At 62.6% G+C, this 15,447-nt stretch carries 11 protein-coding genes; 9 read left to right on the plus strand and 2 right to left on the minus strand.

The genetic code is table 11. The features are described 5' to 3' along the window. The first annotated feature begins 425 nt into the window (after window positions 1-425). The 5 genes from ACIQLF_RS06315 to ACIQLF_RS06335 all read left to right on the plus strand — a co-directional run bounded on the left by ACIQLF_RS06315 (window position 426) and on the right by ACIQLF_RS06335 (window position 6,747). Entirely contained in the window at window positions 426-1,940 is a 1,515-nt protein-coding gene (locus ACIQLF_RS06315) for an SDR family NAD(P)-dependent oxidoreductase (protein WP_400296388.1), read from the plus strand. After that, window positions 1,934-2,977, plus strand: a complete 1,044-nt coding sequence (locus ACIQLF_RS06320) for a YeiH family protein (RefSeq protein ID WP_400295750.1) — start codon at window positions 1,934-1,936, stop codon at window positions 2,975-2,977. Before ACIQLF_RS06315 ends, ACIQLF_RS06320 begins: the two co-directional genes overlap by 7 nt. A 419-nt stretch (window positions 2,978-3,396) precedes the next feature. After that, the gene (locus tag ACIQLF_RS06325) at window positions 3,397-3,888 is read left to right on the plus strand and encodes a PRC-barrel domain-containing protein (protein WP_400295752.1); all 492 of its coding nucleotides are present in this window, start codon (window positions 3,397-3,399) and stop codon (window positions 3,886-3,888) included. 556 nt (window positions 3,889-4,444) lie between these two features. Continuing rightward, the gene (locus ACIQLF_RS06330; RefSeq protein WP_400295754.1) at window positions 4,445-4,630 is read left to right on the plus strand and encodes a CsbD family protein; all 186 of its coding nucleotides are present in this window, start codon (window positions 4,445-4,447) and stop codon (window positions 4,628-4,630) included. A 1,034-nt stretch (window positions 4,631-5,664) separates the two neighbouring features. Beyond that, window positions 5,665-6,747 carry a YbdK family carboxylate-amine ligase gene (locus tag ACIQLF_RS06335; RefSeq protein ID WP_400295756.1) on the plus strand — a complete coding sequence of 361 codons (1,083 nt, stop codon included), beginning with the start codon at window positions 5,665-5,667 and terminating at the stop codon, window positions 6,745-6,747. Window positions 6,748-8,040: 1,293 nt separating this feature from the next. Here the strand turns inward: ACIQLF_RS06335 and ACIQLF_RS06340 are convergent. Beyond that, window positions 8,041-9,057, minus strand: coding sequence for a helix-turn-helix domain-containing protein (locus ACIQLF_RS06340; protein ID WP_400295758.1), 1,017 nt, complete (start codon window positions 9,055-9,057; stop codon window positions 8,041-8,043). A gap of 535 nt (window positions 9,058-9,592) precedes the next feature. On the opposite strand from ACIQLF_RS06340, the gene pepN reads away from it, so the two are divergent. Then, window positions 9,593-12,271, plus strand: coding sequence for an aminopeptidase N (pepN, locus tag ACIQLF_RS06345; RefSeq protein ID WP_400295760.1), 2,679 nt, complete (start codon window positions 9,593-9,595; stop codon window positions 12,269-12,271). Between the two features lie 130 nt (window positions 12,272-12,401). Here the strand turns inward: pepN and ACIQLF_RS06350 are convergent, their stop codons facing one another. Next, entirely contained in the window at window positions 12,402-12,836 is a 435-nt protein-coding gene (locus ACIQLF_RS06350; RefSeq protein ID WP_400295763.1) for a VOC family protein, read from the minus strand. Window positions 12,837-13,191: 355 nt separating this feature from the next. Here ACIQLF_RS06350 and ACIQLF_RS06355 point away from each other — a divergent pair, with 355 nt between their 5' ends. The 3 genes from ACIQLF_RS06355 (at window position 13,192) to ACIQLF_RS06365 (ending at window position 15,437) form a co-directional block, all read left to right on the plus strand. Continuing rightward, the gene (locus ACIQLF_RS06355; RefSeq protein ID WP_400295766.1) at window positions 13,192-14,235 is read left to right on the plus strand and encodes a fatty acid desaturase family protein; all 1,044 of its coding nucleotides are present in this window, start codon (window positions 13,192-13,194) and stop codon (window positions 14,233-14,235) included. A 91-nt stretch (window positions 14,236-14,326) separates the two neighbouring features. Beyond that, window positions 14,327-14,518: a ferredoxin gene (locus ACIQLF_RS06360; RefSeq protein ID WP_400296390.1), complete on the plus strand. Its 192-nt coding sequence runs from the start codon at window positions 14,327-14,329 to the stop codon at window positions 14,516-14,518. Between the two features lie 262 nt (window positions 14,519-14,780). Beyond that, on the plus strand, window positions 14,781-15,437 hold the full coding sequence (locus ACIQLF_RS06365) for a dihydrofolate reductase family protein (protein WP_400295769.1): 657 nt from the start codon (window positions 14,781-14,783) through the stop codon (window positions 15,435-15,437). Window positions 15,438-15,447 lie beyond the last annotated feature (10 nt).

Below are 15,447 nucleotides of genomic sequence, written 5' to 3' on the forward strand. Positions count from 1 at the left end.
CTCACACTTGCAAGTTGCAACCGGAAGATCCGGGCTCCGGCCGCTGGAGGGCGATCCGCAACCCATCGATGGATGGCCGCTCCCCCGAAACATTGGCCCCGGCCGGCCAATGCCCGTTGGAGAAGGAGCAACCGTTCCCGGCTCGCTGTCTGGACATCCCTTCGATGACACTCAGCATCAATCTGGATGTGGACGCGTCACACCAGCCCGTGGGCGTGGAACCGTTAGGCCTGACGGATGCCCAACCCGAACAGCTTCTGCGGGTCATGGCCAACGGCTACGTCGCCGAATTGCTGGCCGACGTCGGATACGACATCTCGCGGCTCCGCGGCAACCCGGAAGGAAAGGACACCGGGGGGCGGCCTTCCGGCTTCCGTCACCCGCATTCATGCGCCGCTGCCCCTGCCGGTAGACTTGATAGCGACATGACTGAGAATTTTTCTGAGGCCGATCAGGCCGGTACCGACGAACTTTTTACCGCAGCCGAGCTTGAGGCAGCCATCAAGGTGCTGGGCCTGGTGCACCGGCTCGAGCCCGAGGACGAGCGCCACGTCGCGGTACGCCGCGCAACCGGCAAGATGTTCAAGGCCGCCAAGCGCCACCGCAAGAACGAGAAGCGATCGGCCATCAATGCGGCCGACCGCGCCGTCGTTGAACGCACGGCGACCGGCTCCCCGCAGCGCCTGGACGACGAGACGCTCGGCCTGGATTTGAGCACGCTGACCGACGAGCACACCGCCGGCGAGTACATCAAGCCGCGCGGCTGCTACATCTGCAAGCAGCGCTACACCACGGTCGATGCCTTCCACCACTACCTGTGCCCGGAGTGCGCCGCCGCCGGTCGCGAACGCCGCGACGCCCGCGCGGACCTGACCGGCAAGCGCGCGCTGCTCACCGGCGGTCGCGCCAAGATCGGCATGCACATCGCCCTGCGCCTGCTGCGCGACGGTGCCCACACCACCATCACCACGCGCTTCCCGCGCGACGCCGCACGCCGCTTTGCCGCACTGGAGGACTCCGCGGACTGGATCCACCGCCTGCGCATCGTCGGCATCGACCTGCGCGACCCGTCCCAGGTCATCTCGCTGGCCGACCGCATCGCCGCCGAGGGCCCGCTGGACATCCTGATTAACAACGCCGCGCAGACCGTGCGCCGCACCTCGAACTCCTACCTGCACCTGATCGAATCCGAGTCGCAGCCGCTGCCGGCCGAGCTCGAGTTCGCGCACGGCGGCCCGGAAGTCTGGGGCGAGGCGAATCCCCCCTCGGAGCACCCCAAGGCACTGGCCAGCGCGTTCCACCTGGAGGACTCGGCGCTGCTGGTCCCGACGCCCCACGCCACCTACGACGCGCAGGCCGTCGCCGACCTGGCCATGACGGCCGGCTCGGCGAGCCTGGAGCGCATCGCCGCGGGCACCGCGATCGATGCCGGCGGCCTGGTCCCGGACGTCGTCACCGAGAACTCCTGGACGCAGATCCTGGGCGACGTCGATGCGCTGGAGATGCTCGAGGTGCAGCTGTGCAACGTCACGGCCCCGTTCCTGCTGGCCTCGCGCCTGCGCCCGGCGCTGGCCGCGTCGGATGCGCACCGCAAGTACATCGTGAACGTCTCCGCCATGGAGGGCCAGTTCTCCCGCCGCTACAAGGGCGCAGGGCACCCGCACACCAACATGGCCAAGGCCTCGCTGAACATGCTCACCCGCACCAGCGCGGAGGAAATGCTCAACACCGACCGCATCCTCATGTCCGCGGTGGACACCGGGTGGATCACCGACGAGCGTCCGCACGATTCCAAGGTCCGCATGGTCGCCGAGGGCTGGCACGCCCCGCTTGACCTGATCGACGGCGCGGCGCGCGTCTACCAGCCGATCGTCGACGGCGAACGCGGCATCGACCTCTACGGCTGCTTCCTCAAGGACTACGAACCCTCGCCGTGGTAAAAAACCCGCGACACCTGCTGGAGGTGGTGCTGCCCGGCCTGGACCGGCGGGCGGCACCGGGTCTGGTGGTGTCGGCGGCCCTGCTGGGCTCGGCCTTCGCCGGGCACCAGCTGCTGCCGGTGGTCCCGATGCTCACGCTGTGCGTGGTGCTCGGCGCGATCGCCGGTAACACCTTGCGGCCCGCGACCCGGCTAAGCCTGGAACCCGGCATGGACTGGGGCGGCAAGCAGCTGATGCGGGCCGGCATCGTGCTTCTTGGCTTCCAGCTTTCCGTTTCCGACGTGCTGGGATTGGGTTGGAAGGGCGTCGGCCTGATTGCCTTGGTGGTGGCCGGATCCTTCGGCGGCACCTACCTGATCGCCCGGGCGCTGAAACTCCCCGGGGACCAGCCGGTGCTGCTGGCCAGCGGCTTTGCGATTTGCGGGGCCAGCGCCATCGGCGCCATGAGCCATGCCCGCGGCACATCCAAGGACGCACCCGTCCCCGTCGCCCTGGTGACGTTGTGCGGCACGCTCGCGATCGCCGTGCTGCCCCTGGCAAACACGTGGCTGAACCTCAACGAACTGGACTTCGGCCGCTGGGTCGGAGCCTCGGTGCACGATGTCGGCCAGGTGGTCGCCACCGCGCAGGGCGCCGGTTTCACGGCGCTTGCCGCGGCCGTGGTCGTCAAGTTGGTGCGCGTGCTGATGCTCGCACCGATCTCGGTGCTGGGCTCGCTTTCCGCCCGCCGCCGACAGGCAACCGCATCCGATGGCTCGATGCCCTTTGAGGGAGAACGCCCACCGCTGGTTCCGATCTTTGTGCTTGGCTTCATTGCCTGCGTGCTGCTGCGGTCCACGGGCTGGATGCCGGATTCCGTCCTGCACGCCACGAAAACCGGGCAGGAAATACTGTTGGGCATGGCCCTTGTCGGACTCGGCTTCGCCGTCGACCTGCGCCACATCTTCTCCACCGCCGGCCGCGCCCTGGCCGCCGCGATCGGCTCGTGGGCCGTTGTCGCCACGTTGGGCCTCGGCTTCGTCGCGCTGATGGCCTGAAGGCAACCTGCTTTCGAGACTGTTTCTTAAAACTTTCCGTTCAGCTGGGTCGGCGACTACCGCAATGTGTTCCCATGGCCGCCGGAGATGCTTATTCGCGGGCCACTATGGCCGCATGGGATCCCATCCCGTCAGTATCGACGAAGGCCGCGTGCAGGAACATCGGGGTCCACAACGGGTTGGTATATGGGTAGAACAGGATCGCCCCGCCCAAGGACTGCCCGAATTCGTCCGTCGAAAAATTGGGAAAATCGCAATACCAAATGAGCGCAGTTGGTTCGGTTCCCGCCAAAACGGCCCAGATAGCTTGTTTGGCGAGAGACCTAGTGGTCCGATTAGGGGGTAGGTCACAGCTTGCCGATGTTCCGATCACATCGACGAATCGGCAAACCCAACGAACTTTTCGAAAGGGCACCAACATGCTGAATCATGACGAGCTCCACGAACTCCGCAATGCCAAGGCGAAGGTTTTCGGTTCCGACGGGAAGAAAGTCGGAACCCTTGGCCAAATCTATCTCGACGACCAGCCCGGCACTCCCGGCTTCGCCACCGTGCACACTGGCCTCTTTGGCATGGCAGAGAACTTCGTGCCGCTGAACGACGCCGAAATTTCCGGCGGGGAGTTGTATGTGAAGTTCTCCAAGGATGAAGTGAAGGACGCCCCTTCGATCGACCCGGACGGGGACCTCAGCGCCGAGGATGAGGAGCGCCTGTATCGCTACTATTCGCTGACCGAATCGGAGCTCTGTGGTTCTGAGTCGGCCCCAGAACCACAGTGGTCGGACGATGCTCCTGCGCCAGCGGCACCATTGGTTTTGGGAGACCGTATGGTCAGCGAAGATCTTCTGTCAGGGCGCCCGCGCCTGCGAAAGTATGTAAACCCAGATCAAGGGCCACGCAATCCCAAGTAGGTCATTGATGAAACGTTTCCGCGTCTGTATCCCAATCCGCGAGGCTGGTCATTGAACGCCGGGGCCCCGACGATGTGAATCGCGATACCGATTGGACCCTGGCCATAGGATGCACGGTGAGCGCTTTAAAGATGCCAGCTTTAAAGATGCCACTTGGAGCACTACACCCAAACCGCCAGAGCACAACGTGCACTTAGGGCCTAAATGGATCACAAGCACGGACCTTTTGCTGGACGAATCTGGAGCATCGCAGATCGCCACCGCGGAGACGAATCAGATTCCTCTTGAATTCAAGTGCAATCCTGACCCGAGGTTTCGGCCATGGCTGGATCCCGAGAAAACGCGCAACGACGCTTGAGCGGTCCAGACCACCCCACAGAATCACGACCGTAGACAAGCAAACGAGTGACCGGTGGACAAGTCAATATTCCACCCGATCACAATCCCAGATGTTGGCAACGCAGTTGCCGACCCGCCAGCCACGTAGTTCTTGAACATATGAAAATTCGTGGATTGGCAATCCATTTCCCAAGTAACCGATTGAAGGAGTTTACCCATGGGTCTCGGAGACAAAATCAGCAACAAGGCTCAAGAAGCTGCGGGCAAGGTGAAAGAAAAGGTCGGAGACGCCACCGACAACGAGCGGCTGCAGGCCGAAGGAGCCAAGGCCCAGGCCGCAGCGAAAGTCAAGCAAGCCGGCGAGCATCTCAAGGACGCGGCCAAGGACGTAACCGGCCGTTAGCTGCGCGCTTCGCGACATCCGCGCCCAATGCAGGGCAGTTGACCCCACCAAGACTGTGCAAGTCCGCTGCCCTGTATCCGGTTCGCTGTACGTCTGCACTTTCAACCATTTGGCGGGCCTCACAACGAGACAAACGGGCATGGCTGAACAGTCCGGCTAGATCACGCCTTCGCGAGGCCACAGCCGATGACTTACCACCAAACGAACTTGTTGGCCTCCCAGCGAAATCGCAATTGTAATTGCACCGCTGAAGCTATCCGACACGTTGCCCGAACTTCACGCGTACTTTCATAACCAGTGCATGCGCCCATGGATCTGCCCGCCAGCTAGCCCAGGAGAGGGACGAGCGGTTTCACAGAACGGCCACAAAGTTGTTTCGCCCACATCAAGTCGTCACCGATTTCCGAAGCAGGCCGCATTCACAAAGTGGCCATTGATTGTCAATGTCGCACCCTCCAAATATGGCGAAGTGTACCCCGAAGCAGCACGAACAGGTGAATTCCATCAAGCACAAGATCCGGGATCAGGACCAAAATCATGACAAATAAGCAATTCACGATTACCAAGCCGCTGGCCACGCCATTGCGTTCACTGCAAAAGCACGAGGCGACCGCCGCGGCCTTCATGATGGGATCACATCCTATCTGTGACCCCTGCCAAACAGACGACTAGTTGGTCTTCGAACTCGTCCGAGTGGTGCTTGCCCCTCCTCGGATGGCGGTGCCCGTGTGGGAACTAGAATTTTGGTGCGGCAAATGCGAGACTTTCTACGGTTTCAGGACGATCCACCCGCCAAGGGATCGACGCGTCGTGGAATCGGCGCTCAAAAGAACGATGCAGTCTAGCGGGGTGGAATCACTCAATCATTTATAGCCGTCCCGCCATCATGAGGGCACCACAGTTTGAACAAGCCACGGAAAACGGACCGCCAATTTTCCCTTCGGATAAAGGTTGACGCCCTTCGACGACAGGCCGAACCGGCCACATAATCCCCGGTAGAACCGGGAATCCCGAAACGAAAGCAGGTGCGCACCATGCGTACTTTTGGTATCGAGGAAGAATTCTTCATCATTGATCCGCGTACGGGGTTGCCATGCGCTCCCCCGGCCTCAGCGCGAGCCGAACTTCTTGCACTCACGGTTGGTGGCACAAGCACCAGCAGCGAATTCCTCGCATGCCAGCTTGAAAGCAACAGCCAGATCTTCACCAACGGAGCCGAGGCACTCATCGCGGCACAAACGTACCGTTCTGTCTTGTCGCAGGTGGCCAGCGAGCTGGGATTCCGTGCACTGGCGCTGGGAACTCCGCCACGCATCACCACAGCCCCTGCGATTGTTAGCTGCGCCGACAGGTACGATGCGATTAATTCCCTGTGCGGGGGAATTGCCGCCGAGCACTATCTCTCGGGTCTGCACGTGCACGTGAGCATCGAAGATATCGATTCCGGCGTCATTGCATTGAACGGACTGCGTCGATGGCTCCCCGTTCTCACCGCGTGCGGCTCGAATTCACCCTATTGGCGTGGAAACGACACCGGCTTCGCTTCGTGGAGAAACATCCATTACCGCCGCTGGGCGGTCCAAGGAATCCCCCCATACTTCGCCGATGCGCAGGACTATGAACGAAGGATGCAATTTATGTTCGACTCCGATGTGGTCTTGGATTCGGGTCATATCAGCTGGGGGGTGAGGCTTTCCACCAAGTACCCCACCCTCGAAGTTCGGGTGGCCGACACCCAAATGAACGCCTCTAACTCCATCCTCTTGGCCTTGATCATCAGGTCGTTGGTGGACTCGAGCCTCAACGGCGCACCGCCCAGAGTCCCACCCATGCCCGAAGCGCTCGACCTGGCCCAATGGCAAGCGGCAAAATTCGGGCTGCGGGGCAAAAACTTAGACCCGTTCGACGGGACTAAGTCCTCCGCCGCCCAGATGCTGCGCAGGCTGATGGACTTCATCCATCACGATCTCGAACGCAATGGGGATTACGACTACGTCAGCACGGGGCTCTCGCGGATTCTGGAGCAGGGAACCGGGGCAAACATCCAACGGAACCGCTTCGACCATGGAGGATTCAGCGCGGTATTCGACGAAGCCACGGCCTCCATGGCAAGTTAGGGGACCTACCGGGATAAGCGTTCGCTCCCGCCATCGGCTCGGATCTACGCAAGAACCGCACAATGAACAAATCCAATGCCGCAATCATTGCGGCGTGCGTTTGAGGCCTTCGTGACTGAATCGACCGAAAGCAGTCGACAGAACAAGAATCTCGGTTCCGTTCCGTATGAACCGTCGGTAAGGGATCACAGCTCCGCCAGCCGGTGGTGAGAAGTAACAACGAAGAGAACGGAGGTAAGTCAAATGCGTGGAAGCAGCCTTATTTGGACAATCGTGGGCATTCTTGTGGTCATAGCCTTGGTCATCTGGATCGCGTCAGCAATCTAGGACGTCTTCGCTGACTAGTTATGAAAAGGCCTGACCAAAGTGGGAATGGTTACTTCAGGAAATACGTGGACTACAAGCGCTACTTGTTGTCCACGTATTTCTGTTTCGCCAGGAAGCGCTGACTACTTTCGTTTTTGTCGAATTCTCAGCGCAGCTCGCAAGAGCCATCTTGCCGTGATCGGGCTATCGGGCTCATGACCCAGTTTCTCGAAGCTGGAGCGTCGTTGGCCATCATCGCAACGGTTGAACTGTCTATACGTATTGGCGGAGGCTAGCCGGGGCTAGCTGGCAGAGTGGCGTCGGTTCCTCCGGCCCCGTGTGACTCGTGAACGGACTGACCCTGCAGGGTGTCATTCCCGATATCACTCCATCTGATCGTAAGGGCCGACGCCGCCTCGACCGTCACGGTGGCTTCATAGATTGTGGCCGCTTACAGGCGTGTCTCGTAGTATCCGCTCCTGCACCGACGCCGGTCACGACGTCCGCTAGTTAGCAGGAGACACCGCACTGTCTATCGTTGCGGTTCATGATCGATTAGTCGTTGGCGTGAATGCACACGCCGAGACTCATGCCTACGCGATCCAGCAGCCCTTCGGGGAAACTCCTGGTCCAGGAGAGCTTTCTTACGACCACCACGGGCTTGGCGCGCGTGGCGGCCTGGATGGGACGCCACACCAAGAATGCCCTCAGCACAGCCGAGGGCACCAGATCCTATGGGGACCGCAATCGCCGACCGCCTTCACGCGTCTGCTATCACGTGCTTGAAGCGCCCACTCCATCGAACGAACGGTTCAGGACAAGCGTTCGACCCCGCCAATTGCTCGGAACTTCGCTGCTACAACGCCGCGAAAAAACCAATGCTGAAATCATTGCGTCGTGCCGAGGCGCCGTCCTGTTTGCGTTGACCGAAACGTGTTCAAAGAACATATGCCCCGGTTCCGTTCTGAGTGAATCGCCAGCAAGAGATCACAGCTCCGCAAGCGGAGTATCCAACATCCAGGCCAGCGAAGTCCCGTCGACGCGTCCTTCGCGCATTCCCTTCAGGTGTGAGTTAAAGAGGTCGGAGGGAATCCGCGGGGAACGATAGGCCCATGCCCTGCGATGGCTCAGGCAGTCGGGGTCTTGCCAGACCAAAAGCTGCAAGGTTCCCTCGTCGGCGTGAACCCACGCCGGACCCCTAGGTATGTCAAGACCATCCAGCCTTCGCATAAGAGCCTTGGCTGAGACTCCGGACTCCCAAAGGAATTCAGCAAGCTCTCGGGGAGTCTGCCGGTCCCAGTCGATGTTGCGTAACCGTTCGGCCGGCATCAACAAGGCCAACGCAAAATCATTGGCCCAGTTGTCAGGTTGTTGGCTTCGCTGGCCAATGAAGGATCGGCGGCCGCTCAGCAGTTCTCCAAGTTCGCGGGCCAGGACCAAGTTGGCCTGGTACCAAGCACCGGTGGCTCTCACCACTATGTATGTCAGGTCTCTGACACGCATGGCCCGGGCATCGAACTCGGGCCCTTCGGCCGAGACGAAAACACCGACGCCATAGCATTCTTCAATGGCAGCTGGAAGATCTTGAATGAAAGGGTGATCGAGTTTTTCGCCAAGTTTTTTGGCAACGAGCCCTGCAACAGCTTCCGGCGCCATATCGGGATCAATTAGAGGAACCGAACCGGTGGTGAGACCGACCTCTCGGTATGCTCCGGCAGGAAAGGCAACAGTCTCGGCGATTTGGTCGCGGCGCCAAGGGACCGGTTCCGCCGACTCATCCACGAAGCTATCGGGATGTGGATCACCCGTGATCAGCCACCCCAGGGAAACTTCCAATAGATTGGCAAGTCTCGCGAGTTCACCCGCGTTGAAATTCCGCTGACCATTGAGTGAACGGCTTAAGGCGTCGGTGCTCATACAGATCTCGCGGGCGATCGTCGCTTGGCTCAACCCACGCGGGCTCGAAGCCATCGCATCTCTCACGCGCAACGGGATCTCATCCAAGGGTTCTCACCTTCTGAATTTGTAGATTGTTCTCCGGCATCCGAGGTTGTCTTGTCCGGCTTCCGTCCGTCGAGGCTTCTACAGCATTGCCCACCCACAGGCTGGCTGTAAAGGTGCAAATTCAATGGAATAGGGACCACAAATCAAACGCCGACAACGTCACCGATCCCATCTCCGGTTCAGCCAGCTTCCCCGCGGGGCCTCCGGATGGAGCATCACGCCGTTTTATCTTCCTTCCTCCAGCACGATGCCAATCAGCTCGCGCGCGACAAAACCGTGCGTGCTGATTGGCAGTGACGTTTCGCCTGACCCGAGTGGCAAATTTGGACCTCAGGCCACCGACATCCGAGAACCCACCGAGTAAGTCCGCCCGACGCGATGGCAAAAGGTCGTTGAGGGCCGCTCTTCGATCCGCACCATCCCGATCGCACACCCCAATGACCTGTGGCACCGGCGCGTCGCAACATACTGGCGTGTTCGCGAAAAATTTGAGACACAACATTGTCAAGCGCTCGTTTCATGTTTCAATTGTCTGGTGGATCACTTAAAGAGAATCTCCGGCCCGAACGAAAACCTCTCCCGCGATGAAGCGGCATGGCGCGCACAAACCCTTCACGTGCACTCGTACGAGGTGACACTCGACCTTTCGGAGGCCCGGGACTCCTCGGTCACCGGCTACAGGTCCACCACCACCCTGGTATTCTCCGCCAAGGGCACTACCGAAACCTTCGTGGACTTCATCCACGAATCCATCGGTTCCATCACGCTCAACGGCGAAGCCGTCGACCCAACCACAGCGGTGACCGGCTCCCGCATCTACCTCGAAAACCTGCTCCAGGGCGAGGCCTCCCCCAACACGCTTGTCATCGACGGCATGGCACAGTACTCACGCAGCGGCGAGGGCCTGCACCGCTACATCGACCCGGCAGACGGCCTGACCTATTGCTACACCCAGTTCGAGCCCGCCGATGCCCGCCGGGTCTACGCCAACTTCGAACAGCCCGACCTGAAGGCCCCCTTCACCTTCACCGTGCGTGCGCCCCGGGAATGGCACGTAGCCTCCAACCAGTCGGCTTCCCGCGTCGAAGAGCACGGCGACGGCACCGCCACCACCTACTTCGCCCCGACCCTGCCGATCTCCACCTACATCACCGCGGTACTGGCCGGCCCGTACTACGTGGCGACGGACAGCTACTCCCGCACGCTGCCCGACGGCAGCGAACTGGTCATCCCGCTGAACGCCACCTGCCGAACCTCGATCGCCGAGCACTTCGACGCGCAGAACATCCTGGACCTGACCAAGACCGGGCTGGACTTCTTCCACGAACTCTTCGACTACCCCTACCCGTGGGGCAAGTACGACTCCGCGTTCGTGCCCGAGTACAACCTCGGAGCCATGGAAAACCCGGGCCTGGTCACGTTCACAGAGGGCTATGTCTTCACCTCGCGAGCCACCGAGGGCCAGCATGAAACCCGCGCGAACACCATCATGCACGAGATGGCCCACATGTGGTTCGGCGACCTGGTCACCATGAGCTGGTGGGACGACCTCTGGCTCAAGGAGTCCTTCGCCGACTACATCGGCACCCTGGCCAACGACGAGGCCACCGAGTTCACCACCGCCTGGATCACCTTTGCCAACCGCCGCAAGGGCTGGGCATACGTCGCGGACCAGCTGCCCACCACGCACCCGATCGTCGCGGACATCACCGACCTCGAAGCCGCCAAGCAGAACTTCGACGGCATCACCTACGCCAAGGGCGCCTCGGTGCTCAAGCAGCTCGCCGCCTACGTCGGTGCCGACGCGTTCCGTGACGCCTCGCGCAAGTACTTCCGCGCGCATGAGTTCTCCAACACCTCGCTGAACGACTTCCTTGCGGTTCTCGAGGATGCCTCGGGACGAAACATGGATTCTTGGGCCGACGCCTGGCTGAAGACCGCCGGCGTCCCGGTGCTGGGCATCGAACTCACCGAAGCCGGGGGCATGGTCACCGCGGCTCGACTCACCCAGTCGGGGATCGACCCGCTGACCGGGAACCCGATCACCCACCCGCACGTGCTCAACGTCGGCCTCTTCGACCTGGTCGATGGCGAGCTGATCCGTACCGCCGGCCACGCGGTGGAACTCACCGGAACCGGGGTCGACCTCGGCTTCCTGGCCGGCGCCCAGCGCCCGGACCTCATCCTGCCCAACGACGGAGACGCCACCTACGCCATGGTCGCATTCGACGACCGCTCGCTGGAAACGCTCCTGGGCCACCTGGGCACGCTTGCCGATCCGCTGGCCCGCGCCAGCTGCTGGGCAGCGCTGTGGAACATGGTCCGCCATGCCAAGCTCGCGGCAACGGACTTCCTGGCCGCGGTGCGCGCCCACGCCGAATCCGTCACCGAGGTCTCGGTCTTCGCCTTCCTGCTTGAACAGGCCCACACCGCAATCGGCCAATACCTGCCACCGGAGCTGCGCGCAGGCGAACGCCAGGCACTCGCGGACGCAATTGTCGGCTGGCTGGACCGGGCCGCCCCGGGCAGCGACGCGCAGATCGCCATGGCCCGCGCGCTGGCCAAGCTGGCCCGCGGCAACGTGGCCGCCGATGTCGTGGATTCCCTGCTGGCCGGCGAACAACGCTGGGATTCCCTGGTGGTCGACGAGGACCTGCGCTGGGCCCTATGGCAGGCCAAGGCCGCCACCGGACGCCTCGACGAGGCCTCGCTTGCAGCCCTGGAAGCCGACGCGGCGGCGCATCCGTCCGCCGTGGCAACCTCCGGCCGCCTGCTGGCGCTGGCAGCCCGCCCCGATGCAGCGGTCAAGGCCGAGGCATTCGGCGCGGCCATCTCGGGACACGGCGTCGACGGTGCCGCGTTGTCCAACGAGGCGATCAGCGCAACCGCGGCCGGCTTCCAGCTCGGCAGCCACGAACTGCTCGACGCGCACTACGCCGCCTACTGGCCGTCCCTCGAGGACATCTGGGGCACGCTGACCATCGGCCTGGCAACACGCGTGATCCGCGGGCTCTTCCCCGCCTCGCAGGACCTTGGCACCGCGGAAGTCCACCCCGTGGTGGCGGAGGTCGACGCCTGGCTCGAGGAGCACCCGGACGCGCCGCGGGCGCTGCGCCGGATCCTGCTGGAAGAGCGCGACGCACTGGTGCGTTCGCTGGCGGCCCAGCGTCTCTGCGTCGGCCATGCCCTGCACGAGCTGGGCGCCGCGCGCTAGACACGACGCGGCCTAGACACAACGCGCGCCGGATACGGTGCATAGGCGCAGGAACCCAGGTCGTGGGTGGCGGGATTCGCTCCGCCACCCCGGCCCCGTTTGGCCAGGCGCACGCACAGGCCCGGCGGACTCAGGAAATGCAGAACTCGTTGCCCTCGGGGTCGGCCAGTGTGTACCAGGTGAAGGGCCCCTGGTTCCCCGCGTACAGGAAGCTGGCCCCGCGCGCGATCAGCCGTTCGCGCAGCTCATCCTTGTCCACTCCGGGATGCAGGTCCAGGTGCATGCGGTTTTTCACGGTCTTGGGTTCGGGCACCCGTTGGAAGACCATGCGCTGCCGCGGCAACTTTCCCACCTGGTCGACCGGGCAGATCCCGGCGCCGATCTTCCAGACCAGCTCCCCGTCGAAGTCCATGGTGTCGTCCTCGGAAGCCTGCCCGGCGTCAACCATTTTCCTGATGAAGCCCGGCTCGATCGGTTCAACCGTCCAGCCGAGGGTCTGTGCCCACCACGCGGCCTGCGTGTGCGGATCGGTGCAATCAAGCGTGACCTGTATCGATAAATCCATGGGCCCACGCTATGGCGGCACCGGCGTGGATTCAAGGCATAGGTGCCTTCGAAGCACCGAGATGCCGGGCTGCCGGCTCCGCTTCGACGCTGTTCGGCATCTCGGTCGCCATCGTGACGAGCGCATCTCCGGTGGACGCTCGTGCCAGCTCGAGTCCGACTAGCCGAAGGGGTCTTGCATGACCGCGGCACCCTGGGGATCCCCCCGTATGGCCGGCTGAGAACCAGCCCAAGGACACTTATTGAACAGGAGGCGCGTCCTGCCTAAAGTCGTGGCATGAACTGCATTTCGTCCACGCGCAACGCGGGTGTCGAGGTGCCTCGGGGATGAAAGTCGTTGTGCGTGGGGAGGTTCAATGGCCGCCAACATGTATGTGGAGGCGTACCTCCAACTGAGTAGGGCGGTGCATGAAGCGGGGCTGATACGTCGCCGCTACGGGTTCTACTGGGCCATGATCATCGGGTGGGTGCTGACGTTGGCAGGATTGTCGGCAGCCGTCGTCCTGCTGGGCGAGACTTGGTACCAGATGGGCATCGCCGCGCTGATCGGGGTGTCGATGGCGCAGCTTGGCTTTCTGGCGCACGAGGCCGCACACCGGGAGGTCTTTGCCTCGCGGGCATGGAATGAGTGGACGGCGCGAATACTCTCCGGATTGTTCATGGGCCTCAGCTACGGCTGGTGGATGGCCAAGCACAACAGCCACCACGCCCATCCGAACCATGAAGGCAAGGACCCGGATGTCGACTCCACGGTGCTGGTCTTGACTCCCGACGCCAGCGACCGGCGGACCGGCATTGGCGCCAAACTGGCCAGGCACCAAGGAATCTATTTCATCCCCCTGCTGTGCCTCGAAGGGCTGCACCTCCACGTCGTCTCGTTGAGAACGCTCTTGGCCGCTCCGGGCGTGGCCCACCGCTTCAGTGAGATCGCGCTGATCGTCATTCGGCACACGGCGTACTTGACGCTTCTTTGGGCCGTCCTGCCTGCCGGAATGGTCCTCGTGTTTGTCGGCGTCCAGGTCGCCGTCTTCGGGCTCCTGCTGGGTGGCGTGTTTGCACTGAACCACATCGGGATGCCCACCGTCCCGTCCGGTGTGCATGTTGATTTCCTGCGACGGCAGGTGCACCTGTCCCGAAACATCAAAGACGGCCCGATGGTGCGGTTCCTCATGGGCGGCCTGCAATACCAAATCGAGCACCATCTTTTCCCGGTGGCTCCACGGCCCAGCCTTCCGGCGTTGCAGAAGCTAGTCCGCGAGTACTGCTCCCGATACGACGTTCCGTACACCGAAAAGACCCTGCGCGACGCCTCCGCCACCGTGGTGGCATACCTGAACCAGGTCGGGGCGAAAAACCGGGACCCGTACGCCTGTCCACTCGTGCAGCGATACCGCGGGTGACGGAGCATCCGATGACGACGCCAAACCATGACTGGGCCCGCAGGACATCGAGAGAGGAACCCGCGCCATGAAAGTCACCGTACACAATGCCATGTGTGTGGCATCCGGCAACTGCGGTTTCGTTGCTCCCGAGGTTTTCCGGAACCGAAAGGAAACCGGTGGATTTGTGGAGCTCATTGACCGGAACCCGCCGCAGACCCAATGGGACGCCACCCGGGAGGCAGAGCATCTGTGCCCTTCAGGGACGATCCAGATCGAGGACCACCCGATTCCACCTCGGTAGCCAGGTGAAGTGCCGGCGTAGATCCCGTTGCGCTCGACCGGCTGCATGGCGACGACGTTCGGCTGGATCCCATTGGTACCCTCGCCGGCGACTACCGACCGGGCTCCGCTGCGGTGTGCTGAATGTCCAGCGGAGTCAAGCTGCGGTGTGCTGAACGTCCTGCGGAGTCAAGGAGTGCATTTTGGGCACTACCGGTCGCGGCGTCCGCGGGCTTATGCTGTGGTCGTCAAGACCAATCCAGCATCACCGATCGAGCCCCGCCATGAGCAAGCTACGTGTCCACAATTTCTGCATCTCACTTGACGGATTCGGCGCCGGCCCTCGCCAGAATCTTGAGCACCCGATCGGCGTGGGCGGCCACGCATTGCACAGCTGGATCTTCGACACCGCCTACGGCAGGTCGATGATCGGGAAAAGCAACGGCAGCACCGGGCTTGACGACGGGATGCTGCGCGACGGTGACGAAAACATCGGGGCGACGATCATGGGACGGAACATGTTCGGCCCCATCCGCGGTCCCTGGGATTCCGACGAGGCGGCGCGCGCGTGGCGGGGCTGGTGGGGCGAGACTCCCCCATACCACCACGACGTTTTCGTGCTGACCCACCATGCCCGCGAACCGCTGGTGATGGACGGCGGGACCACCTTCCACTTCGTGACCGACGGCCCGCTGGTCGCTCTCGAGCGCGCCAGGGAGGCCGCGGCCGGGGCCGACATCCGTCTGGGCGGCGGCGTCGGCACCATCCGGGACTACATCGCTCAAGGCCTCGTCGACAGCCTGCACCTGGCGGTGGTCCCCGTGCTCCTGGGCTCCGGGGAACGGCTGTTTGAGAACGACTGGAACGCCGCGGGCTACAGGTGCGTGGAATTCGAGTCCAGCGACGAGGTCATCCACGTGCAATTGGTGCGCCAGGGCTGACGCCCGCCGG

The sequence above is a fragment of the Paeniglutamicibacter sp. NPDC091659 genome, from assembly GCF_044756805.1.
Taxonomy (GTDB): Bacteria; Actinomycetota; Actinomycetes; order Actinomycetales; family Micrococcaceae; genus Paeniglutamicibacter.